This is a genomic window from Burkholderia sp. AU15512, assembly GCF_002223325.1.
Taxonomy (GTDB): domain Bacteria; phylum Pseudomonadota; class Gammaproteobacteria; order Burkholderiales; family Burkholderiaceae; genus Burkholderia.
On the sequence record NZ_NKEX01000003.1, the window covers coordinates 1,039,791 to 1,062,777 of the forward strand.

16 protein-coding genes are annotated in these 22,987 nt (G+C 71.7%); 12 read left to right on the forward strand and 4 right to left on the reverse strand.

Annotated elements, in window-relative coordinates:
* The first annotated feature begins 90 nt into the window (after positions 1–90).
* From CFB43_RS07530 to CFB43_RS07540, 3 genes are read left to right on the forward strand one after another with little or no spacing between them, the layout of a single operon-like run.
* Positions 91–1,860: a bifunctional alpha/beta hydrolase/class I SAM-dependent methyltransferase gene (locus CFB43_RS07530; RefSeq protein WP_089494625.1), complete on the forward strand. Its 1,770-nt coding sequence runs from the start codon at positions 91–93 to the stop codon at positions 1,858–1,860.
* Positions 1,857–3,275 (forward strand): phosphatase PAP2/dual specificity phosphatase family protein, encoded by a 1,419-nt coding sequence (locus tag CFB43_RS07535; protein ID WP_089494626.1) that lies wholly within the window; start codon positions 1,857–1,859, stop codon positions 3,273–3,275. Before CFB43_RS07530 ends, CFB43_RS07535 begins: the two co-directional genes overlap by 4 nt.
* A complete protein-coding gene (locus CFB43_RS07540; RefSeq protein ID WP_089472586.1) occupies positions 3,275–3,727 on the forward strand; it encodes a hypothetical protein in 453 nt (150 codons plus the stop codon). Before CFB43_RS07535 ends, CFB43_RS07540 begins: the two co-directional genes overlap by 1 nt.
* Before the next feature lie 40 nt (positions 3,728–3,767).
* On the opposite strand, the gene CFB43_RS07545 is transcribed toward CFB43_RS07540, so the two are convergent.
* Positions 3,768–4,790: a diguanylate cyclase domain-containing protein gene (locus CFB43_RS07545; protein ID WP_373452535.1), complete on the reverse strand. Its 1,023-nt coding sequence runs from the start codon at positions 4,788–4,790 to the stop codon at positions 3,768–3,770.
* A 480-nt stretch (positions 4,791–5,270) separates the two neighbouring features.
* On the opposite strand from CFB43_RS07545, the gene bcsB reads away from it, so the two are divergent.
* From bcsB to CFB43_RS07590, 9 genes are read left to right on the forward strand one after another with little or no spacing between them, the layout of a single operon-like run.
* Positions 5,271–7,589 carry a cellulose biosynthesis cyclic di-GMP-binding regulatory protein BcsB gene (gene bcsB, locus CFB43_RS07550; RefSeq protein WP_089494628.1) on the forward strand — a complete coding sequence of 773 codons (2,319 nt, stop codon included), beginning with the start codon at positions 5,271–5,273 and terminating at the stop codon, positions 7,587–7,589.
* Between the two features lie 3 nt (positions 7,590–7,592).
* On the forward strand, positions 7,593–8,813 hold the full coding sequence (bcsZ, locus tag CFB43_RS07555) for a cellulose synthase complex periplasmic endoglucanase BcsZ (protein WP_089494629.1): 1,221 nt from the start codon (positions 7,593–7,595) through the stop codon (positions 8,811–8,813).
* Positions 8,798–12,679 carry a cellulose synthase subunit BcsC-related outer membrane protein gene (locus CFB43_RS07560; RefSeq protein ID WP_089494630.1) on the forward strand — a complete coding sequence of 1,294 codons (3,882 nt, stop codon included), beginning with the start codon at positions 8,798–8,800 and terminating at the stop codon, positions 12,677–12,679. Before bcsZ ends, CFB43_RS07560 begins: the two co-directional genes overlap by 16 nt.
* 11 nt (positions 12,680–12,690) lie before the next feature.
* Positions 12,691–14,670 (forward strand): cellulose biosynthesis protein BcsE, encoded by a 1,980-nt coding sequence (bcsE, locus tag CFB43_RS07565; RefSeq protein ID WP_089494631.1) that lies wholly within the window; start codon positions 12,691–12,693, stop codon positions 14,668–14,670.
* Positions 14,667–14,885: a hypothetical protein gene (locus tag CFB43_RS07570; protein ID WP_089439809.1), complete on the forward strand. Its 219-nt coding sequence runs from the start codon at positions 14,667–14,669 to the stop codon at positions 14,883–14,885. The genes bcsE and CFB43_RS07570 overlap by 4 nt, the downstream gene beginning before the upstream one ends.
* Entirely contained in the window at positions 14,882–15,661 is a 780-nt protein-coding gene (bcsQ, locus tag CFB43_RS07575) for a cellulose biosynthesis protein BcsQ (RefSeq protein WP_089494632.1), read from the forward strand. Before CFB43_RS07570 ends, bcsQ begins: the two co-directional genes overlap by 4 nt.
* A complete protein-coding gene (gene bcsA, locus CFB43_RS07580; protein ID WP_089495276.1) occupies positions 15,658–18,195 on the forward strand; it encodes a UDP-forming cellulose synthase catalytic subunit in 2,538 nt (845 codons plus the stop codon). Before bcsQ ends, bcsA begins: the two co-directional genes overlap by 4 nt.
* 27 nt (positions 18,196–18,222) lie before the next feature.
* Entirely contained in the window at positions 18,223–19,779 is a 1,557-nt protein-coding gene (gene bcsG, locus CFB43_RS07585) for a cellulose biosynthesis protein BcsG (protein WP_089494633.1), read from the forward strand.
* The gene (locus tag CFB43_RS07590) at positions 19,761–19,958 is read left to right on the forward strand and encodes a hypothetical protein (RefSeq protein ID WP_089425132.1); all 198 of its coding nucleotides are present in this window, start codon (positions 19,761–19,763) and stop codon (positions 19,956–19,958) included. Before bcsG ends, CFB43_RS07590 begins: the two co-directional genes overlap by 19 nt.
* 77 nt (positions 19,959–20,035) lie before the next feature.
* Here CFB43_RS07590 and CFB43_RS07595 read toward each other — a convergent pair whose 3' ends face one another.
* Genes CFB43_RS07595 through CFB43_RS07605 form a run of 3 tightly spaced genes read right to left on the reverse strand, consistent with a single transcriptional unit; the run spans position 20,036 to position 22,971 of the window.
* On the reverse strand, positions 20,036–20,920 hold the full coding sequence (locus tag CFB43_RS07595; protein WP_089494634.1) for a pirin family protein: 885 nt from the start codon (positions 20,918–20,920) through the stop codon (positions 20,036–20,038).
* 31 nt (positions 20,921–20,951) lie between these two features.
* Entirely contained in the window at positions 20,952–21,344 is a 393-nt protein-coding gene (locus CFB43_RS07600) for an OsmC family protein (RefSeq protein ID WP_089494635.1), read from the reverse strand.
* Positions 21,345–21,390: 46 nt separating this feature from the next.
* The gene (locus CFB43_RS07605; protein ID WP_089494636.1) at positions 21,391–22,971 is read right to left on the reverse strand and encodes a cation:proton antiporter; all 1,581 of its coding nucleotides are present in this window, start codon (positions 22,969–22,971) and stop codon (positions 21,391–21,393) included.
* Between the last annotated feature and the right edge of the window lie 16 nt (positions 22,972–22,987).

The following is a 22,987-nucleotide window of genomic DNA, read 5'->3' on the forward strand; positions in this document are numbered from 1 at the left end:
GGCGGTTGAAACAGTCGTCAACGCAGTTGCGGTATCGGGCGCCGGAGGGCGGCGCACCAGGATTCGAATAACGAAACGAGAGAAAAACGCATGAGCGCACGCATGGCCCGCGAGGCCGACTTCATCACGCACGACGGCGAAACGCTGTTCTATCGTCACTGGCCCGCCACGGGCCCGCGCTGCCGCGGCGCCATCGTGTTGCTGCATCGCGGCCACGAACACTCGGCGCGCGTCGCGCACCTGGTCGACGAGCTCGACCTACCCGATTTCGCATTTTTCGCATGGGATGCGCGCGGCCACGGCCGCTCGCCCGGCGCGCGCGGCTACAGCCCGAGCGCGGCCGCGTCGGTGCGTGACCTGCAGACCTTCGTCGAACATATCCGCGACACGCACGGCATCGCGATCGAGGACATGGCGGTGGTCGGCCAGAGCGTCGGCGCGGTGCTCGCGGCCACCTGGGCGCACGATTATGCGCCGCCGATCCGCGCGCTCGTCGTCGCGTCGCCGGCGTTCCACATCAAGCTCTACGTGCCGTTCGCGCGGCCGGGCCTGCGGCTGATGCACAAGCTGCGCGGGCTGTTCTACGTGAACAGCTACGTGAAGCCGAAATTCCTCACGCACGATCCCGAGCGGATCGCGAGCTATGCGTCCGATCCGCTGATCACGCGGCCGATCGCGGTCAACATGCTGCTCGACCTGCACGACACCGCGCAGCGGATCGTCGCCGACGCGGCCGCGATCACCGTGCCGACGCAACTGCTGATCTCCGGCGCCGACTGGGTCGTGCATCGCGGCCCGCAGGACCGCTTTTTCGAACGCCTCGGCGCCGCGCGCAAGGAGCGCATCGTGCTGCCGGGCTTCTATCACGACACGCTCGGCGAACGCGACCGCGCGCAGGCGCTCGCTCCGCTGCGCGCCTTCGTGCTGCGCGAATTCGATGCGCCGAGCCCGCGCGTGTCGCTTGCCGACGCCGACCGGCGCGGCGCGTTCCACGACGAATACGCGGCGCTCGGCCGGCCGCCCGCGAATGCGTTCGCGCGGGCGTACTGGGCGCTCACGCGCGCCGGCCTGAAGGCCGGCGGCGCGCTGTCGGACGGCATCGCGCTCGGGCTGCGGCTCGGCTTCGATTCGGGCTCGACGCTCGACTACGTGTACCGCAACCGCGCGCAAGGGCGGCTCGGCGTCGGCGCGCTGATCGACCGCACCTATCTCGATTCGCCGGGCTGGGTCGGCATCCGCCAGCGCAAGGTGCATCTGCAGGAGCTGATCGGCGCGGCGATCGGCCGCCTGCGCGGCCACGGCGCACCGGTGCGGATCGTCGACATCGCGGCCGGGCACGGGCGCTACGTGCTCGACGCGATCGCGTCGGCCGCCGAGCGCGACGGCGCGGCGCCCGACGACATCACGCTGCGCGACTACAGCCCGCCGAACGTCGAGGCCGGGCGCGTGCTGATCGCGCAGCGCGGCCTCGAGTCGATCGCGCGCTTCGAGCGCGGCGACGCGTTCGACGAGGCGTCGCTCGCGACGCTCGAGCCGCGGCCGACGCTCGCGATCGTGTCGGGCCTCTACGAGCTGTTCGGCGAGAACGCGCTGATCGAGCGCTCGCTGCGCGGGCTCGCGCAGGCCGTGGCGCCGGGCGGTTATCTCGTCTATACGGGGCAGCCGTGGCATCCGCAGCTCGAATTCATCGCGCGTGCGCTGAACAATCACCGCGGCGAAGCGACCTGGGTGATGCGCCGCCGCTCGCAGGCCGAGATGGACGAGCTCGTCGCGCGCGCGGGCTTCCGCAAGCTCGACCAGCGGATCGACGAAATGGGCATCTTCACGGTCAGCCTCGCGCAGCGGGTCGACGCGTCATGAGCGCGCTCGACGGCGGCGCGAGCGACCTCGCCGAACCGGCCTCCGCGGCCGATGCCGGCGCCGACGCACGCGACGCGTCATTCGCGCTGCGTTTCGGCTGGCTCGCGGTGATGGGGGCCGTGTTCTTCTCGACCTACGGCTTCGCGAACTGGCTCGCCGCGCGCCGCGCGGCGGTGCCGACCTTCGCGTTCGGCTGGGAACACGCGATCCCGTTCGTGCCGTGGACGATCGTGCCGTACTGGTCGATCGACCTGCTGTATGCGCTGTCGTTCTTCTTCTGGACGCGCCGCGCCGACCTGCTCGATCACGTGAAGCGGCTGTTGACCGTGCAACTGATCTCGGTCGCGTGCTTCATTGCGTGGCCGCTGCGCTTCGGGTTCGAGCGGCCCGACGCCGGCGGCGTGGCCGGTGCGCTGTTCACGCTGCTGATGGGCTTCGACAAGCCGTTCAACCAGGCGCCGTCGCTGCACATCGGGCTGCTCGTCGTGCTGTGGGCCGTCTATGCGCAGCACCTGCGCGGCACGTTCGCGCGCGGCGTGCTGCACCTGTGGTTCGCGGCGATCGGCGTGTCGGTGCTGACCACCTACCAGCATCACGCGATCGACGTGCCGACCGGCGCGGCCGTCGGCTGTCTCGCGCTGTTCCTGTTTCCGCTGCGCGACGCCGCGGGCCGGCTGCCGGGCGCCGATGCGTCGCCGGGCGCGGCCGGCCGTGCGCTCGCGCGTCGCTATGCGCTTGGCGCGGCGGCGCTCGCGCTCGTGGCGCTCGGGTGCGTGCCGCGCGCGCCCGGCTGGGCGCTGGCGGCAGGGTGGGTCGCGCTGGCGCTCGCCTGTGTCGCGTGGATCTACCGGCGCGGCGCGCCCGACGCTTTCCAGAAGGACGCGCTCGGGCGGTTCCCGGTCGTCATGCGCTGGCTGCTCGCGCCGACGATTGCGGGCGCGTTCGTCAATTCGCGGCTGTGGACCTTCCGGCAGCCGGCGCCGGTGCGGATCGACGAACGCGTGTCGATCGGGCGCACGCCGACCACGCGCGACGTGCGCCGCCACGGCTTCACGGCACTGGTCGACCTGACCGCCGAGATGCCGCGCTGGGCGTCGGTGGATGCGTCGCTCGCGTATGCGACGGTGCCGCAGCTCGATCTCGTCGCGCCGACGGCCGGGCAACTCGCGCAGGCCGTCGCGGCGCTCGAACGCCTGCATGGGGAAGGGCGCGACGTGCTGGTCTGCTGTGCGCTCGGCTACGGGCGCAGCGTACTGTGCGCGGCCGCGTGGCTGGCGGCGCGACGCGGGCTCGGCGATGCGCGCGACGCGCTGGCCGCGGTGCGTGCGGTGCGGCCGCACGCGGTGTGGTCGGACGACGGCGTGGCCGTGCTGCAGCAGTGGATCGATCGCCGTCGCGGCGCGGGAGGCGCGTGATGCGCGACCCGTCCGCGCCATTCAGGATTGCCGCCGCGCGCGGCGCGCTCGATGCAGGCGCGTGGGCGATCGCGGCCGCGCTGGCCGCGGCCGGTGCCGGCTGGTGGATCGCGTCGGGCTGGGCGCCGGCGACGATCGCCCGCGTGCTGCTGGCGGTGGTCAGCACCGGGTCGGGGATCGCGGCGCTGTGGTACGCGGTGCGCATCGAGATCGACCGCCGGCTGTTCGCCGCGCTCGCGCGTGCGGCCGCGGGCGACGGATCGGTCGACGACGGCCTCGCGGCGCTCGACCGCGCCCTCGCCGATCTCGGCTGGATCGATGCGTCGAAGGCCGGACGCGCACTCGACGCACGCGTGCGCGGTGCGGTCGGGCTCTGCCGGGCCGGTGTGCTCGTCGCGATCGTCCAGTGGCTCGTGGTCGGGCTCGCGATCGCCGTGCCGCAGATCGGCTAGCGCCCGTGCAAGGCAGCCGCCGCCGGCTGGTCGAGCCGCGTTACGCGTGAGCGACCCGCTGCGACCGCGTGCGTTTCACTTCATACATCGCCTGGTCCGCATGCTCGATCAGCGCGTTCATGTCGGTGCCGTCGTCGGGCAGCAGCGCGATCCCGACGCTGACGCCGAGCCGCATCGGGCGCCCCTCGAATTCGAACGGTTCACTGACCTGGCGCGCGAGCCGCGTGCTTTGCGCATGCGCATCGTCACGATTGCCGATGTTCGGCAGGATCACCGCGAATTCGTCGCCGCCGATGCGCGCGACCGTGTCCGAGCGCCGCACCGCCCCCTGCATCCGCGTGGCGATCTCGCGCAGCGCCGCGTCGCCCGCGCGATGGCCGAACCCGTCGTTGATCGGCTTCAGCCCGTCCATGTCGATGTTGAGGATGCCGAGCCGGCCGTTCGCGCGCAGCGTCGTGTGCATCGACTGCCGCAGGCGGTCGTAGAACAGCGCGCGGTTGGGCAGGCCCGTGAGCGCGTCGTGCGTCGCGCGCAGGTACAGTTCGTTCGCCTCGTTGCGCGCCGCGTGGAACATCGCGGCGGCGATCAGGTCGGCCGTCAGCCGCAGCGTGGCCGCGTCGGCTGGCGAAAAGCCGTCGACTTCCGGCGACATCACTTTCAGCACGCCGACGGTCGTGTCGGCATGGGTGAGCGGCATCACGAGCATCGAGCGCAGGCCGACCCGCCGGCAGGCGTCGCGATCGACGCGCGGGTCGGTTTCCGAATCGATGCAGTGCAGCAACGCGCCTTGCTGCACGCACAGGCCCGACAGGCTGCCCGAGCGCCGCAACCGCAGGCCGAGCATCCCGGCGGCCGTGCCCGACGCGGCGCGGTACACCATGTCGTCGCCCTCGGCGAATTCGACCGCGGCGGCGCTCGCGCCGGTGAGCTGCGGCACCTGCTCGGTTACATAGGCCATCACGCTGCCGAGATCGAGGCCGAGCTTCGCGATCTCGGTCTGCACGGTGATGATGCGCAGCAGCGTATCGGGGGACGGGGTGGCAGTGTCGACGATTTGATTCAAGTCCGTTTTCCGTGAAAGAAAGCACATCCGGCGGCGTCGGATTGCGGTAGCATACGCGCCGCCTCGCGGCCGCGCGTTCAGGCCGGGCGGTCTGCAACGGATCGCCGCCGGCCAGCCGATCCGCGCCGGCAGTATGCCGTTTGACCTGCCGGGCGACAACGGCGCAATTCTTACCATTCATCCCTCTCGCGCAGCATTTCCGACCGGATTGAGGTTTTTTCGCTTCAATGTCGCGAATCGGGGTGAGTTTTGCCCTGTTTTTGAGATAGTGTGACGAATGGGCGTGTGCCGGTGCCAGGCGCGCGTAGCACGATGCCGCGCGATTAAAGAAATCGCCGCATCGTTTCGATAAATGAATCAGGCCAGTTGGATACATATGAGGGAAGCAGTGGGGATGTTCACTCACGGGCATAGCTGCTTTGCGTGCATCGATTGCGATGCGACGGACGACCGGATGATCCTGATGAAACGGAGTGCCGCATGAAGCCGGCCGTGTCGCTGCTCGTCCTCTCGGCCGCGATGGCCGGCGCTTTTCATGCCGCCGCGCTGTCGGCCGCGCCGATGCCGGCCGTGCCGGTCGTGCCAGTTGCGGCCGCGTCCGGCGCTGCGCCGGCGCCGGTGCTCGCGGCCGCGCCCGCGGCGGTCAGCGCGACCGCGGCCGGGCTGCCGGTGACGACGGTGCGCCTGCCGTTCGCGTCGCTCGGCGCGTTCGATCCGCTGCGCCTGCGCGGCGCCGACGACGCACGCACGATCAATGCGGGCGTGCGGCTCGACCGCGTGGTCACCGGCGCGCGGCTGCGCCTGACCTACGCGTATTCGCCGTCGCTGGTGTTCCCGATGTCGCACCTGAAGGTGTCGGTGAACGGCGAGGTCATCGCGACCGTTCCGTTCGACGCCGCGCAGGCGGGCCGCACGGTCACGCAGGAGATCCCGATCGATCCGCGCTACTTCTCGGATTTCAACCAGATCGGCCTGCGCCTGATCGCGCACTACACGCTCGACCATTGCGAGGATCCGGCCAACTCGGCGCTGTGGGCCGACGTGAGCCCGAAAAGCGAGCTGATCCTCGACGAATCGCCGGTTCGTTTGCCGAACGATCTCGCGCTGCTGCCCGCGCCGTTCTTCGACCGGCGCGACAACGGCCGCGTGCGGCTGCCGTTCGTGCTGCCGGCGTCGCCCGATTCGGCGACGCTGCGCAGCGCGGGCGTGCTCGCGTCGTGGTTCGGCGCGCTGGCCGACTATCGGCATGCGCGCTTCCCGGTGTCGACCGGGTTGCCGGCCGACGACCAGGCGGTCGTGATCGGCACGGCCGCGACGCTGCCGGCCGGCCTCGCGCTGCCGTCGATCAACGGCCCGCTGCTCGCGGTGGCCGACAACCCGGCCGCGCCGGGGCGCAAGCTGCTCGTCGTCACGGGCCGCACGGCGGCAGAGGTCGACGATGCGGTCGCGACGCTCGTGCTGGGCCGCGCGGCGCTGTCGGGGCCGTCGGCGACGGTCGCGCACGTCGATCTCGGCGCGCCGCGCAAACCGTACGACGCGCCGCGCTGGCTGCCGGTGAACCGGCCGATCCCGTTCCGCGAGCTCGTCGCCGATACGCGCGAGCTGGAAGTGCGCGGCACGTCGCCCGACGCCATTCGCCTGAACCTGCGCGTGCCGTCCGACCTGCATTCGTGGAACGGCGCGGGCGTGCCGATCACGCTGCGCTACCGCTACACGGCGCCGACGGTGCAGGACAACTCGACGCTTGCCGTCGAGATCAACGACCAGCTCGTGAAGTCGTACCGGCTCGGGCCGGCCCATGCCGAGGACGCGCACGGCCGCATGCAGCTGCCGTTGCTGTCGGTGCCGGAAGGGCGCGTGACGAGCGACGTCGACATCCCGGCGTTCCGGGTCGGCAGCGGCAACCAGTTGCAGTTCCGCTTCACGCTCGACTCGCAGAAGACGGGCCTGTGCTCGAGCACGGCGACCGAGCCGCAGCGTGCGGCGATCGATCCCGATTCGACGATCGACTTCTCGCATTTCGTTCATTACGCGCAGTTGCCGAACCTCGCGTTCTTCGCGAACAGCGGCTTCCCGTTCACGCGCTTCGCCGACCTGTCGCAGACGGCCGTCGTGATGCCTGACCGGCCGTCGCCGCAGGAACTCGAGGCCTACCTGACGATGCTCGGCCACATGGGCGAATGGACCGGCTTCCCGGCGCTGCGCGTGCAGGTCGCGCGGCCCGGCGACGTCGCCGCGCTGTCGGGCAGCAAGGATCTCCTCGTGATCGACGGCTCGCCCGCGTCGCCGTTGCTCGCGCACTGGCGCTCGGCGCTGCCGCTCGTGATCGGCGAGCAGGGCAGCGCGGGCGGCGAGGGCGCCGCGCGCGTCGCCTTCTCGGTGAAGGAGCGCTGGCGCAACGGCGTCGGCCTGACCGAAGGCGGCGCGCACATCGAGCAGACGGGCTCGCTCGCGGCGCTCGCCGGGTTCGAGCTGCCGGGCAGCCGCGGGCGCAGCGTCGTCGCGCTGACGGCGACCGACCAGCCGCGCCTCGGCGATCTGCTCGACGTGTTCGAGAACGCCGGGCTCGTGTCGCAGCTGCAGGGCGACCTGGCGCTGGTGCGGCCGGGGCAGGTCGACAGCCTGCGCGTCGGCGAGCCCTACGTGGTCGGGTTCGTGCCGTGGTATGCGCGGGTGTGGACGCAGGCGGCGCGGCATCCGGTCGTGCTGGGCGCGGTCGGCGTCGTGGCGGGGCTGCTGCTCGCGCTCGGCGTGTTCAGCGTGCTGCAGCGAATCGCCGCGCGTCGACGGGGGATGTAACGGATGGCGCGGGCAATGGCGAAGCGACGGGCAACGCGGCCGGCGCGGCGCGTCGGCGCGGGTCTCGCGCTGGCGGTGGCGATGACGTGCGCGGCGGCCGGGATGGCCACGCGCGCGCAGGCCGCGGGAGCCGGTGCGGCCGACGCGGGCTGCAGTGCGGCGTGGCCGCGCTGGGACGCGTTCAAGCGCGATTTCATCTCGGCCGACGGCCGCGTGATCGACGTCGGCTCGGCTGATTCACGCACGGTATCGGAGGGGCAGGCGTATGGACTTTTCTTCGCGCTGGTCGCGAACGACCGGCGCATGTTCGACACGATCCTCGCATGGACCGAGAACAATCTCGCGCAGGGCGACCTGAGCGCGCACCTGCCCGCGTGGCTGTGGGGCCGCGCGCCCGACGGCGCGTGGCGCGTGCTCGACGCGAACGCGGCGTCGGACGCCGACCTGTGGATCGCGTATGCGCTCGTCGAGGCCGGGCGGCTGTGGCACGAACGCAGCTACACGGCGCGCGGCGCGCTGCTCGCGAAGCGCGTGCTCGACGTCGAGACGGCGACCGTGCCGGGCCTCGGCCTCACGCTGCTGCCCGCGCCGACTGGGTTCAAGCTCGCCGACGGCCAGTGGCGCGTGAACCCGAGCTATTCGCCGCCGCAGGTGATCCGTGCGCTCGGCGCGCGCCTGCCCGACGACAAGCGCTGGGCCGCGCTCGCCGCCAGCACCGGCCGCGTGCTGCTCGACACCGCACCGAAAGGCTTCTCGCCCGACTGGGCGCTGTATCGCGCGGGCACGGGTTTCGGGCCCGATCGCGACACGCAGGCGGAGAGCGCGTACAACGCGATCCGCGTGTATCTGTGGGCCGGCATGCTCGATCGCGCCGATCCGCTCGCCGCGCCGATGCTCGCGCGTTTTGCGCCGTTCGCCGACCATATCGCCGCGCATGGCGCGCCGCCGGAGAAGGTCGACACGACGACCGGCGTCGCCGGGCCGAACGACGGCAACGGCGGCTTCTCGGCGGCGGCCGTGCCGTTCCTCGACGCGCGCGGCCAGCGCGCGCTGGCCGATGCCCAGGCAGCGCGTGTCGATACGCTCGCTCGCCAGTCGCCGCCCGGTTACTACACGAGCGTGCTGACGCTGTTCGGGCTCGGCTGGCACGACGGGCGCTACCGGTTCGGCGCGGACGGCACGCTCGACACCCGCTGGGGAGGCCGCTCGTGCGCCGCCCGCTGAAGCGCGCCGCGCCGCACGTCGCGGGATTCGCATGGCTCGCGTCGTCGGTGTGCGCGGCGGCGCCGGGCACCGCCGCGCACGCGCCGCTGGCGAACCCCGCAGCGCCGGCGACTGCCGCGTCCGCCGACGCGCAGCGTCAGCTCGACACCGCGCGGATGTGGGGCGTCAAGCATCGCGACGACCTCGCGCGCGACGCGCTGCGCAAGGGGCTGCTGATCGCGCCGGGCGATCCCGAGCTGCTGGCTGAACAAGTGCGCGTGCTGCTGCGGCTCGGCGATGCGAAAGGCGCGCAGGCGTCGCTCGCGCGCCTGCAGGCGCAGTCGCCGAATGCGCCTGCCACGCGGCGGGTGGCTGACGAATATCGTGTCGCGACGAGCGGGCGCGGCGAGATGGCGCAGATTCGCCTGCTCGCGCGCAGCGGTCGCGCGGACGAAGCGGCCCGGCGGATCGTCGCGCTGTTTCCGAACGGCGCGCCGTCGGGTGCGCTCGGCGCCGAGTATTACCAGATCGTGTCGAATGCGCCGGGTGGACGCGAGCCGGCGATCGCCGCGCTGCGCCGCGCGGTCGCGGCCGATCCGCAGGACACGAGCGCGACGATGGCGCTCGCGCGGCTTTTGAACCAGCGCGCCGAGACGCGGCCGGAGGCGAACCGGATCGCCTGGGCGCTCGCGAAGCGCGCCGATGCCGACCATACGGAGGCGATGGCGCTGTGGCGGCGCGTGCTGCAGTCGGCCGGCAGCGATCCCGCGTATCTCGATGCACTGCATGCGTACCTCGTGCTCGTGCCGGACGATACCGAGTTCGTCGACCGCGTCGCGGAACTGGATCGCCAGCGCGACGCGCAGCGCCAGCTCGAACGCAATCCCGACTACATCGCGCAGCAGCGCGGCCTGCAGGCGCTCGCGCGCGGCGACCTGGCCGGCGCCGATCCGCTGCTCACGCGTGCCGCGCGGACGCGGGCGGACGACGCCGACGCGGTCGGCGGGCTCGGCCTGCTGCGCCTGCGCGAAGGGCGGCACGACGAAGCGCGCACGTTGTTCGCGCGTGCCGCGACGCTGTCGACCGACCAGCGCGGCAAATGGCAGGGCCTCGCGCGCACCGCGCAGTTCTGGGGGCTGCTCGCGCAAGGCCGCGCGGCGGCCGCGGCAGGCCGTTCGCAGGACGAGGCGCGTGCCGCACGCGCGGCACTCGCGATGCAGCCGGACAGCCCGGACGCGAAGCTGCAGCTTGCCGACGCATTGCTCGCGCAGCGCGACTGGACGCGCGCGGAGCCGTTGCTGCGCGAGTTGCTGGCCGCACGTTCGCCGGACCTCGCGGCCGTGCGCGGCACGGCCACGCTGTACGAGAACACCGGCCGCGCGGACCAGATCGGCCCGCTGCTCGATGCGCTGCAAGGCCGCGTGACGGGTCGTGACGATCGACGCGCGCTCGACGGCCTGCGTGCCGACCTCCTCGCGAACCAGGCGCGCGCGCTGGCGGACAAGGGCGAACGCGGGCCCGCCGCGCAGCGTTACGAGGCGGCCGTGCGCGCGGCGCCCGACGCGCCGTGGACGCGCTTCGCGCTCGCGCGCCTCTATCGCGACATGGGGCTGCCGCAGCTCGGCCGCACGGTGATGGACGACGGGCTGGCGCAGAGCGCGACGCCCGAGATGCGCTACGCGACCGCGCTGTACCGCAATTCGCTCGACGACGGCGCGGGCGCGCAGGCCGCGCTCGCGCCGGTCGACGACGCGCACCGTTCGGACGGGATGCGCGCGCTTGCGCGCAAGCTCGATGCGCAACGCGCGCTGGCCGACGCACGCGGCGCGCTCGCGCGCGGTGACCGCACGGCGTTTGCCGCGTCGCTCGCACAGGCGCGGGCGAGTGCGCCGGACGATCCCGACATGCTCGCCGCGATCGGCGCGCAATGGATCGACGCGGGCGAACCCGACCGCGGGCTCGCGCCGTTGCACGACTGGATCGCCGCGCACCCGCGCGACGCCGACGCGGACGTGCGGCTGCGCTACGGCGACCTGCTCGGCAGCGCGGGGCGCGACGACGCGCTCGCCGCATGGCTCGACACGCTGCGCCGGGAACCGTCGCTGACGCCCGCACAGACGGCGAGGATCGAGGACCAGTCGCTGCGGCTCGTGCTGCGTCAGACGGACGACGCGATCGCGCAGCAGGATTACGCGCAGGCACGCAAGCTGCTCGATCGCGCGAGTCCGGCCGGCCGCGCGGACAAGCGTTATGCGCTCGAACTGGCCGATCTCGAACGCGCGCAAGGCCATTACGATGCGGCGCGCGCCGCGCTTGCGCCGGCCGTCGCGCGCACGCCGGACGATGCGGATACGCAGCTCGCGCTGGCCCGCATCGACGAGGACAGCGGCAATCGGGCGGCGGCGCTTGCACGCGTGCAGGCGGTGCTGGCCCGCACGCCGGACGACGACGTCGACACGCAACTGTCGGCCGTGCGCCGCCTGAATGCGCTGCGCCGTCCGGACGAAGCCGGGCAGGTGACCGACCGGCTGCATGCCGCGTATCCGTCGCGCGCCGACGTGACGGTCGCGGCCGGCCGCGTGGCCGAGGCGCAGGGGCGCTATGACGATGCGGCGTCGCTGTACCGGTTGTCGCAGTCGCAGGAGCGCACGACGGGCGTGAGCCCGGGCCGTGACGGGCTGACGCCCGCGCAGGCCGCGTTCGCGGATCTCCAGCAGCGGCGCAATCCCGAGATCGAAACCGGCTGGACGCCCGCCTACAAGTCGGGCGACGAAGGCATCTCGTCGTATCGCGCGCAGCAGGTCCCGATCTACATGCAGATGCCGATCCGCTACGACGGGCACGTGTTCGCGCAGATCGACACCGTGCATCTCGACCCGGGCACGCTCGACACGAGCAACCCGAACGCGTATTCGCTCAGCACGTTCGGCAGCTACGCGGCGCTCAAGGCGCAGAACGCGCTGACCCCCGCATCGATCGCGAATCCGCCGGGTTCGCTGCACCAGACGGCCACCGGCGTCGCGCTCGGCGCCGGCTACCTGACGGACGCATGGCGCTTCGATCTCGGCACGTCGCCGCTCGGTTTCCCCGTGCATTACCTGGTCGGCGGCGTGCGCTATCGCTTCGACGCCGGCCCGGCCAGCTTCTCGGTGAATGCGTCGCGGCGGCCGGAAACGAGCAGCGTGCTGTCGTACTCGGGGATGCGCGACCCGTGGACGGGCGCGGTCTGGGGCGGCGTGCGCCGCGACGGCGTGACCCTGCGCGCGTCGGTCGACGTCGGCCGCACGAACCTGTTCGCGGAACTCGGCGCGGGCGTGCTGTCCGGCCGCAACGTCGAACGCAACGCGGAAGTCACGCTGCGCACCGGCTTCACGGTGCCCGTGTACGAGCGCGCGACGATGAAGCTCAGCACCGGGCTCGTCGGCAATGCATGGCACTACGCGGAGAACCTGCGCTACTACACGTACGGGCAGGGTGGCTACTACAGCCCGCAACGCTACCTGTCGCTCGGCGTGCCGATCGAATGGGCGGGGCGGCACGATGCGCTGTCGTGGGACCTGACCGTCACCGGCGGGATCTCGAACAGCTACGAGAAGGATTCGCTGTATTACCCGATGTCGTCGGACCAGCGGGCCGCGCAGGTGGCGGCCGGCTTCGTGTACACGGGCAGCTCGACGCGCGGCGTGTCGTTCTCGTACGGGATCAACGGGATCGTCGAGTACCGCGTGAACCCGCACCTGAGCGTGGGCGCGCAGTTGAAGGTCGACCGGTCGCACGACTACGCGCCGAGTTCGGCGCTCGTGTACCTGCGCTATGCGTTCGACGCGCGCGCACAACGCAGCTGGCTCGTCACGCCGACGCCGGTGCGGCTTTATTCGGATTACTAGGGGAACGCGCCGTGAATACGGAACTCGATGCCACCCGCTCCGCGCTCGGCGCCACCGGCCTGGTGGATCGCCTGCGCGCGCTGCTGCACGTGGGGCCGGCCGGCGGCCGCGCCGGCACGGTGAGCCGGCTCGCGATCGACGGCTTGCCCGATGCGTGGACGCAACTGGAAGCCGGCGGCCTGTACGCGATCTACGCGGCCGGCGGCACGCCGGCGTGCGACGCGCTCGTGTGGGAGAGCGCGCGACAGGCACGCACGCGCGACGTGACGGTCGTGCTCGCACGCGACGCGGCGCACGTCGCCGACCAGATGCAGGCGCGCGGCTTTGCAGGCGGTGCGCAGCCGGCCGGCTGGCCGCGCAACCTGAACGTGCTGGCGATGCCGCCCGCGGCCGAGCCGGCCAACGGTGACCACACCGGCACTGGCGCCGGCGCCGACGCAACCGCGGACGCCCCGCGCCGCGCGCCACCGGGCCCGTTCGCACGGCTGACCGGCGGCCTGCGCGCGCTGAAGCGCTACGGCTTTCGCGCGCGCTCGCTGTATTTCGTCGAAGGCGCGCAGCGCTGGTTCAGCTGGGACGACCCGATCGCGCTCGCCGACGAGGCGCACGCACTCGCCGACTGGTGCCGCACGCGCCGGATCGCGCTGGTGCTGCTGCTCGATCCCGAAGCGACCCGCGCGGGCGGCGCCGCGCGCACCGACGATGCGCCGCTCGTGCGCGATGCGGATCGCACGCCGCGCAGCGGTTTCCACGGTATCTGCTCGGGCGTCGCGCAGTTGCAGCGCACGCACGGCGAGCTGCTGTGGGTCGTCGATTTCTGGCGGGCGGGCGACACGCTCGCGGCCGGCGAAGTGCGGCCGCTGCGCTTCGCGCCGGGCGGCCGGCTGTCGGCGCACGTCGACGGCGGCGCGACCGAGCCCGCGCACCGGATGAAGCTCGCGAGCGACGAGGATCGTGTCGTCGTCAGCCGCGCGGTGCTCGAAGGCACGAACCGCGTGCCGGACGGCTGGGAGATCGTCGAGGACAACGCGGCCGTCGTCGCCGCCTGCGCGCATGCGCAGGCCGCCACCGCGGTGCTCGTGTTCCGCTCGCATGCGCAGCTCGAAGCGCTCTGCGCGGACGTGCACGCGCTGCGCCGGCAGTGCGGCGGCGCGCTGAAGATCGCGGTCGTCGAGCGCGGCGAAGTGCTGCGCCAGCAGTTCGAGATGCTCGTGCTGAGCGTCGGCGCGAGCCGCGTCGTCGCGCGCGACCTGCCGGTCTCGCGGATGCAGGCCGCCGTGCACGCGTTGCGCGGCCAGCTCTATGCGCGGCCCGTCGCGGCCGACTATCGCGCGGCGCTCGCGGCCGCGCTCGGCGATTCGGTGCTCGGCTACCTGCCGGTTGGCGCGTTCTGCCTGCGGATTCGCGCGGTGCTCGATCGCGGCGCCGTGCTCGCGCTGCCGCACACGCTCGCGAAGATCACGCTGCTGCCGGGCGTGTCGCACGTCGACGCGCTGCGCCATTGCAAGCCGCGCCGCGCGGGCGACGTCGTGACGGCCGATGCCGCGCACCTGTACGTGTTCCTGTTCGCGTGCGAACCGGCCGATGCGGAGGACGCGCTCGCGCGCATCTTCGACGTGCCGGTCGACACGCTGTCCGATCGCGTCGTATGCCTCGGCCACGGCAGCATCGACACCGAGCTCAATGCGCTGAAGGCGGAGAACCGGCGCGCGCCGATCGCCGACTACAGTGACCTGTTCGCGGCCACACCGCCGGCGGGCGCGACGCGCCAACCGTCCGTTCGCACCGACCCCGGCGCGGCGTTGCCCGACGCGAGCGAAGTGAGCGGCGCGATCGACGCAATCGATACGATCGTCGCGCTCGAGGCGATCGGTGCGACACCGGCGGCCGCGGCTGTCGGTGCCTCGGCGCCGGAGCCCGTCATTCCCGCCGCGCGCAAGCGCAGCGCCGTCCGCAGCGCGATGCCGCTGCGCAAGGAGGGAGTCGCATGATTGCCGAAATCGTCATCGGTTTCATCGTCGGCATCGTGATCGCGGTGCCGGTGTGGATCGTCGCGCAGCACCTCGGCATCGGCCGCGGTTTTCATGCGCCGCGCGGTATCGACCGGCGCGACGCGGTACCGTGCGAACTCGTGCCCGTCGCGCTGCGCGGGCGGCTGCTGCCCGATGCGGCGCGCGGCGAGCATAGCGGCGAGGCGGCCCGATGAGGACGATCGCCATTGCGTCGACGACGGGCGGCGCGGGCCGCACGACGCTCACGGCCGCGCTCGCGGTGCTGCTCGCGCGTCGCGGCCGGCCGGTCGTCGCCGTCGAATTCGATGCACAGAACCTGATGGGCGCGACGCTCGGCCTCGATTCGCTGGCCGAGCATGGCCTCGCGCAGAGCCTGCTCGGCGGCGGCGAGCCATGGCATGCCCATACGTGGCGTAACGCCGACGGCGTGCTGTTCGTCCCGTACGGGCAGGTCGACGCGGCCGGCGCCGCCGCGTGCGATGCGCGGCTCGCGGCCGATCCCGCGTGGCTGTCGCGCGCGCTCGACGAGATTGCGCTGCCGGCCGACGGCGTCGTGCTGATCGACACCGCGCGCTATCCGTCGACGCAGACCGAGCAGGCGATTCGCTGCGCGGACCTGACGCTCGTCGTCGTGCCGCCCGAGCCGACCGCGTGCGCGACGACGGCCGCGCGGCTCGGTGCGCTGCGGGCCGGCGGCGGCGAACTGCAGATCGTCGTGAACCGGCTGAATCCGGCGCGCGACATGCAGCGCGACGCGCTCGGCATGCTGCGCGCGGTCGCGGGGCCGGCGTCGATGCTCGAGCAGCGCATCCACGTCGATGCGGCCGTGCCCGAAGCGCTCGCGCGCGGCAGCTGGATCTTCGACGATGCGCCGTATTCGCAGGCGTCGCACGACCTGAACGGCGTCGCGAACTGGGTCGATACGTGGCTGGCGGCGGGCGCCGCCGGTCGCCGCGGAGCGGCGCGATGAACGCGGGCTTCGCGCTGCGCCTGCGTGCGCTCGGCCGTCGTGCGGCCGACTGGCTCGCACGCGGCATCGGTTTGCCGGCGCAGCGCACGCGGGTCGACTGGATCGTGCGGCTGCTCTTCCACGCGCCGCCGCCGGGCCGGCCCGATCACGTGCGCCGCTGGGTGCGCGTCGCGTCCCTTCGGCTCGCGCAGGAGTGGGGCGTGCTGCAGCCGCTCAGCCCGCGCGAATGGCTGTGGCGCGCGATCGTGCGGGCGCCGCGTGCGGCGGACAGCCGGCCCGCGCGCGATCCACTCGCGTGGTTCGACAAGTATGTCGTGCCCGTCTATCTGGCCGGGCGCGCGGTCGGCCGGCGCATCGACGCGCTGCTCGCGCGCCTGCCGTGGGTGCGCTGGGGCGGCTGGCTCGATGCGCGCGCGAACGGCGTCGGCCGACACCGCTGGCTCGCGCCGCTGCTGCTGGTGGCCGGCGCGCTGCTGTGGGCCGCGGCCGGGATGTCGCCGCTGATGCCGGGCGCACAGTTCGCGTTCTTCGCGATCGTCGCGGTGCTGGCGCTCGCGCTGCGCCGCCTGCCGGGCCATCTGCCGACGCTCGCGCTCGCGTCGCTCGCCCTGCTCGCGACGGTGCGCTACATGTGGTGGCGCACCACGCAGACGCTCGATTTCCGCAGCCCGATCGAGGCCGTCGCCGGCTATCTGCTGTACGGCGCGGAAGCCTACACGTGGATGATCCTGCTGCTCGGCTTCGTGCAGACCGCCTGGCCGCTCGACCGGCCGATCGTGCCGCTGCCCGACGATCCCGACACCTGGCCGACCGTCGACATCTACATCCCGACCTACAACGAGCCGCTGTCGGTCGTGAAGCCGACCGTCTTCGCCGCGCAGAGCATCGACTGGCCGACGGCCAAGCTGCGCGTGTATCTACTCGACGATGGCAAGCGTCCCGAATTCGAGGCGTTCGCGCGCGAGGCGGGCATCGACTACGTGACGCGCGACGACAACCGCCACGCGAAGGCCGGCAACATCAACCGCGCGCTGCCGAAGACGCACGGCGAATACATCGCGATCTTCGATTGCGATCACGTGCCGACGCGCTCGTTCCTGCAGACGACGATGGGCGTGTTCCTGCGCGACCCGAAGTGCGCGCTCGTGCAGACGCCGCACCATTTCTTCTCGCCCGATCCGTTCGAGCGCAACCTCGGCACGTTCCGCGAGATCCCGAACGAGGGCAACCTGTTCTACGGCCTCGTGCAGTCGGGTAACGACCTGTGGAACGCGACGTTCTTCTGCGGCTCGTGCGCGGTGCTCAAGCGCAGCGCGCTGGAAGAGGTGGGCGGCGTCGCGGTCGAGACCGTGACCGAGGATGCGCACACGGCGCTCAAGCTGCACCGGCGCGGCTATACGTCGGCATACCTGCCGACCGTGCAGGCGGCCGGCCTCGCGACCGAAAGCCTCGCGGGCCACGTGAAGCAGCGCACGCGCTGGGCGCGCGGGATGGCGCAGATCTTCCGCATCGACAACCCGTTCCTCGGGCGCGGGCTCGGCCTCATCCAGCGGATCTGCTACGGCAACGCGATGCTGCACTTCTTCTACGGGATTCCGCGGCTGGTGTTCCTGACGATCCCGCTCGCGTACCTGTTCTTCCACCTGTACTTCATCAACGCGTCGGCGCTCGCGCTCGCGAGCTACGTGATCCCGTATCTCGTGCTCGCGAACGTCGCGAACTCGCGGATGCAGGGGCGCTACCGCCATTCGTTCTGGGCCGAGGTCTACGAATCGGTGCTGGCGTGGTACATCGCGCTGCCGACCACCGTCGCGTTCTTCAGCCCGAAGCACGGCAAGTTCAACGTGACCGACAAGGGCGGCAAGATCGACGAAGGCTACGTCGACTGGTCGACGTCGAAGCCGTATCTGGTGCTGTTCGGGATGAACGTGCTCGCGATCCTCGCGGGCCTGTGGCGGCTCGTGGCCGACCAGGGCGACGAGGCGTCGACGATCCTGATCACGCTCGGCTGGACCGTGTACAACCTCGCGATGCTCGGCGCGGCGCTGGCCGTGGCGCGCGAGACCAAGCAGGTGCGCGTCACGCACCGGATCGCGATGCGTGTGCCGGCCATGCTGCTGCTCGCCGACGGCTCGACCGCCGCGTGCTTCACGAGCGACTACTCGACCGGCGGCCTCGGCCTCGAAGCGGTGCCGGGCCTCTCGCTCGCCGTCGGCGACACGCTGACGGTGTGCGTGACGCGCGGCGACCGGCCGTTCCCGTTCCCGGTGCGCGTGAGCCGCGTGACGCCGACTCATGTCGGCGTGAGCTTCGACGAACTCACGCTCGAACAGGAGCGCCAGCTCGTGCAATGCACGTTCGGCCGCGCGGACGCGTGGCTCGACTGGCACGAAGGCCAGCGGGTCGACACCCCGCTCGGCGGGCTGAAGGAAGTGTTGCGGATCGGCCTGGACGGCAACGTACGGATGTGGAAGGGTGCGGCGCGCGGCCTGCTGGCCATGCTGGCGCCGAAACTCGATCGGGCGCGCGACTGACGCGGCGCTCATCATGGAGTGGGTTAGATGACGTTCTGGAATCTGTATTTCATCCTGAAGTTCGCGCTGTTCGCGACCGGGCACCTGCAGCCGTTCTGGCTCGCGAACCTCGCGTTCGCGGTGGCGCTCGCGGCGAGCGCACCGATCCGGCGGCGCGCGTGGCGCATCGTCCGGCAGGTCGTGGCGATCGCGATCGCGGTGCCGCTGCTCGCACGCGAGATGCATGCACCGCCGCTCGCCCGGCTCGCCGAAGCCGCGCGCGAAGTGAGCACGTTCCGCCTCGAGTACTGGATGGAGCTGCTGCCGCGCCTGCTGCCGCCGGTGCTGTTGCTGACGGTGGCCGGCGCGCTGATCGTCTACTTCATCGTCAATCGCTGGCTGCGCGTCGCGACGTTCGTGCTGGCCGTGCTGGTCGTGATGCCGCTGTGGCAGGCCGGCACCGGGCTGATGGCGCGCGTCGTCGCACCGCTTCCGCAGCAGGCGAGCGCGACGGGCACGACGCTCGCCGGCCAGCCGGAGGATCACAACGCCGCGCTCGCGACGTTCCGCACGCAGGAATCGCAGCGGCAGGTCGCGTTCGGCCACCTCGGCAACGATCCATCCGCGCAGTTCGACGTGATCGTGCTGCACATCTGCTCGCTGTCGTGGGACGACCTCGATGCCGCGAAGGTACGCAACCACCCGATGCTGAGTCACTTCGACTACCTGTTCAATAACTTCAGCACGGCCGCGAGCTACAGCGGCCCGGCCGCGATCCGCGTGCTGCGCGCGAGCTGCGGGCAGGAGGCTCACGCCGATCTGTACAAGCCGGCGCCGCAGCAGTGCTACCTGTTCTCGCAACTGGCGAGCGCGGGCTACAAGGTGCAGTCGCTGCTGAACCACGACGGCCACTTCGACAACTTCCTGCAGGTGATCCACGACAACATCGGCGTGCCCGACGCGCCGCCGGTGTCGAACGCGGCCGCGCCCGTCGCGATGCACGCGTTCGACGGCTCGGAGATCAAGAGCGACTACGCGACACTCGCGAACTGGTACGCGCAGCGCGCGTCGGTGCCGGGCCCGGTCGCGCTGTACTACAACACGATCAGCCTGCACGACGGCAACCGCGTCGTCGGCAGCGCGCTCACGAGCATCGACTCGTATCCGCAGCGCGTGACGAAGCTGATGGACGACTTCGATCACCTGGCCGACCTGATCGCGCAATCGGGCCGCCGCGCGGTGATCGTGTTCGTGCCCGAGCACGGCGCCGCGCTGCGCGGCGACAAGTACCAGGTCGCGGGCCTGCGCGAGATCCCGACGCCGCGCATCGTGCACGGGCCGGTCGGCGTGCGGCTCGTCGGCTTTACCGGCAACCACGGCGCGACGACCGTGATCGACCAGCCGACCAGCTTCCTCGCGCTCGCGCAACTGCTGTCGAACCTCGTGTCGAACAGCCCGTTCAAGCCGGGCACGACGCTCGCGCAGTACGCGGCCGACCTGCCGCGCACGCGGATGGTGGGCGAAAACGAGGGCACGGTGACGATGCAGACGGCCGCGGGCTACGCGGTGAAAACTCCGGATGGCGTATGGATCGACGAACAGTAATGCTCCCCGCCGACAGCGACGATGATCGCCTGTCGCAACCGAACGACGTGCTCGGCCTCGCGCGGCACCTGCCCGCGCTCGATCCCGAGCGTTACGTCGACGAGCAGGCGCGCCGCGCGTTCATCGAGTCGCTCGACCGCTGGCCTACGCTCGCGAAGCTGATGGGATTGAAGCGGTAAACGCGCGACGGCCGGCATGGGAGCCGGCCGTTGCGTGGCTTGCCCGCGGGCGAACCCGCTGGCTGTGCGTTGTGACCTTACTGCGCCTTGCGTTCCGGCTGGCGCGTCCACTCGTGTTCTTCGCCCGGCACCTTGCCGAAGGTCTGATCGGCCCACGCCGCACGGGCCGCATCGATCTTCGCGCGCGCGCTCGACACGAAATTCCATTCGATGAACCGCTCGCCCGGCAGATGGGCGCCGCCGAGCAGCATCACGCGGGCGCCGTTCGTGCTGGCGAGTGTCACGGTCGCGCCCGGCTCCAGCACGGCCATCGTCGCGGCGGCGAGCGGCGTGCCGTCGATCGAGAGATCGCCGTCAACGAGGTACACGCCACGCTCCTCATGTTCGGCATCGAGCGCCAGCGTGCCGCCTGCCGCGAATTCCGCAACCGCATAGAGCGTGGGCGAGAACACGGCGACCGGCGACGTGAGCCCGAACGCGGTGCCCGCGATCACGCGCACGCTCGCACCGTCGCGCGTGAACGACGGCAGCGTGTCGGCCGCATGATGGACGAACGCGGGCGCGGTGTCTTCATGCTCGACCGGCAGCGCGACCCAGGTCTGGATCCCGTGGACCGGCTGATCGCGCGGCCGGTCTTCGTCGGGCGAGCGCTCCGAATGCACGATGCCGCGGCCGGCGGTCATCCAGTTCACGTCGCCCGGCACGATCTTCTGCCGGAAGCCGAGGCTGTCGTGGTGCATCAGCGAACCGTCGAACAGGTAGGTGACGGTCGCGAGGCCGATGTGCGGATGCGGCAGCACGTCGATGCCGCTGCCGGCCGGCAGCACGGCCGGCCCCATCTCGTCGAAGAAGATGAACGGGCCGACGACGCGGGCGGCGCGCGCGGGCAGCACGCGGCGCACGACGAGGTTGCCGATGTCGCTTTCGCGCGGCGTGAGCAGGGTCTTGATCGAGGCGGACATGGTGGGGCTCTGGTAGTCGAGGCGGGGCGCGTCAGGCGATCGCCGTGTCGATGGCGATCGGATGCGTGAGGATCTTGTGCACCGGGCACGCGTTCGCGATCTGCAGCAGCCGTTCGCGCTGTTCGCCGGACAGGTCGCCTTCGAGCGTGATGCGGCGCACGATCGTGCTGCCCGCGCTGCCCGATTCGTGCGCGAGCTTCACGTGCACTTCGGTGAGCGGCCAGCCCTTGCGCTGTGCGTACATTTTCAGCGTGATCGCGGTGCACGCGCCGAGGCTCGACAGCAGCAGCGTGACGGGCGCGGGCGCCGCATCGCCGCCGCCGAGCGACGCCGGTTCGTCGGCGCGCCACTGGTGGACGCCGTCGGTGAAGTGGACCAGGTAATCGACCGAGCCGATGCTCGCTTCGACGGACAGTTCGCTCATTGCAGTTCCATGTGAAAAAAGGGGAGGCCGGCGGCCGGGCCGGGCGTTACGGTTCGAGCAGTCGCTGCAGCCGCAGTTCCTCGAAATCGAGCTCCGATTCGATCCGGTGCAGCACGGCGTCGTCGACCTTGCCGTCGCGATGCAGGTCGAGCAGCGCGCGGCGCGACACGCCGACGAGGTCGAGTTCGACGCGCAGCATGCGCGAGCGCACGTTGGCCGGCTCGGCGCCCTGGCGATGCGCGCGGTCGTTGAAGGTGACGCGGTTCCGGTATTCGGCGAGCAGGCGGTCGAGCGACGGCCGCTCGAGAGTCGAGCCGCGCTGTTCGAGCGCGTCGAGTTCGGCGAGCGCCGCGCCGAACGCATGCGCGCGCACCGCGTGCTCGGACATCGTGTGGCGCGCGGCCGGGCGCAGCTTCAGCACGCGGATCAGCGGCGCGAGCGTGCCGCCCTGCACGACGAGCGTGGCGATGATCAGCAGGAACGTGCTGAACAGGATCAGGTCGCGGCCCGGGAAATTGGCGGGCAGCGCGATCGCGGCCGCGAGGCTCACGACGCCGCGCATGCCCGACCAGCCGAGCACGATGGCCTCACGCCACGACCACGGTGCGTGGCCGGCGCGCGGCGCGCGCAGGCGGCCCGGCAGCCACATCGCGACGAACACCCACACGATGCGCGCGGCGATCGCGGCGGCGGTGGCGGGCAGCGCGACGCGCAGGCCGGCCATCAGCACCGCGCCTTCGTGGTTCACGCGCGCGAGGATCGCGTGCAGCGCGAGGCCGATCAGGATGAACACGAGCGCGTCGAGCACGAACACGATCGCTTCCCAGGTCGCCTTCGCCTTGATCCGCATGTCGGCGTCGAATACGCGATGCTGGCGCACGCCGAGCACGAGCCCGCAGGTGACGACCGACAGCACGCCCGAGCCGTCGACGGCTTCCGCGATCCCGTAGCTGCCCCATGCCATCGCGAAGGTCACGACGATGCCGAGCATCGGGTCGCGCAGGCGCGGCAGCACCCAGCTCATTGCATGGCCGCACGCGAGGCCGACCGCGATGCCGATCAGCGTGAGCGAGAAGAACAGGCCGGTGGCGCTCGCGGCCGTGATCGACACGGCGAGCGCGGCCGATACGGCCATCTGGTACAGCAGCAGGCCCGACGCATCGTTGACGAGGCTTTCGCCTTCGAGCACCGCGACGAGCCGCGCGGGCAGCGGGTGGCGCTGCAGGATCGCCTTCGCGGCGACCGCATCGGGCGGCGACACGATCGCGCCGAGCGTGAAGCAGGCGGCCCACGGCAGCGCCGGGTTCACCGCATGCACGGCGAGCGCGACCGCGACGGTCGTGAACACCACCGCGCCGAGCGCGAGCGACGCGATCGATGCGAGCTCCTGCCGGAATTCCTTCCACGCGGTGTAGAACCCGCTCGACATCAGCAGCGGCGGCAGCACGGCCGCGAGCAGCAGCGCCGGGTCCATGTCGGGCACGCGCTTGCCGGCCACCGCGACCACGCAGCCGCCGAGCAGCAGCACGACGGCCGGCGGAATCGAGATCCGTTCGGCGAGCCAGGTGAGTGCGCCTGCCCCGCAGATCAACAGCAGCAGGTAATGAAACAGTTCGACGTTGGTCATGCGTGGCCGGTGATGA

Bases quoted from the DNA above. Each gene is read 5' to 3' on its own strand.
- CFB43_RS07530 (WP_089494625.1), top strand. From the start codon at position 91: ATGAGCGCACGCATGGCCCGCGAGGCCGACTTCATCACGCACGACGGC.
- CFB43_RS07535 (WP_089494626.1), top strand. From the start codon at position 1,857: ATGAGCGCGCTCGACGGCGGCGCGAGCGACCTCGCCGAACCGGCCTCC.
- CFB43_RS07540 (WP_089472586.1), top strand. From the start codon at position 3,275: ATGCGCGACCCGTCCGCGCCATTCAGGATTGCCGCCGCGCGCGGCGCG.
- bcsB (WP_089494628.1), top strand. From the start codon at position 5,271: ATGAAGCCGGCCGTGTCGCTGCTCGTCCTCTCGGCCGCGATGGCCGGC.
- bcsZ (WP_089494629.1), top strand. From the start codon at position 7,593: ATGGCGCGGGCAATGGCGAAGCGACGGGCAACGCGGCCGGCGCGGCGC.
- CFB43_RS07570 (WP_089439809.1), top strand. From the start codon at position 14,667: ATGATTGCCGAAATCGTCATCGGTTTCATCGTCGGCATCGTGATCGCG.
- bcsQ (WP_089494632.1), top strand. From the start codon at position 14,882: ATGAGGACGATCGCCATTGCGTCGACGACGGGCGGCGCGGGCCGCACG.
- bcsA (WP_089495276.1), top strand. From the start codon at position 15,658: ATGAACGCGGGCTTCGCGCTGCGCCTGCGTGCGCTCGGCCGTCGTGCG.
- bcsG (WP_089494633.1), top strand. From the start codon at position 18,223: ATGACGTTCTGGAATCTGTATTTCATCCTGAAGTTCGCGCTGTTCGCG.
- CFB43_RS07590 (WP_089425132.1), top strand. From the start codon at position 19,761: ATGGATCGACGAACAGTAATGCTCCCCGCCGACAGCGACGATGATCGC.
- CFB43_RS07595 (WP_089494634.1), bottom strand. From the start codon at position 20,920: ATGTCCGCCTCGATCAAGACCCTGCTCACGCCGCGCGAAAGCGACATC.
- CFB43_RS07600 (WP_089494635.1), bottom strand. From the start codon at position 21,344: ATGAGCGAACTGTCCGTCGAAGCGAGCATCGGCTCGGTCGATTACCTG.
- CFB43_RS07605 (WP_089494636.1), bottom strand. From the start codon at position 22,971: ATGACCAACGTCGAACTGTTTCATTACCTGCTGCTGTTGATCTGCGGG.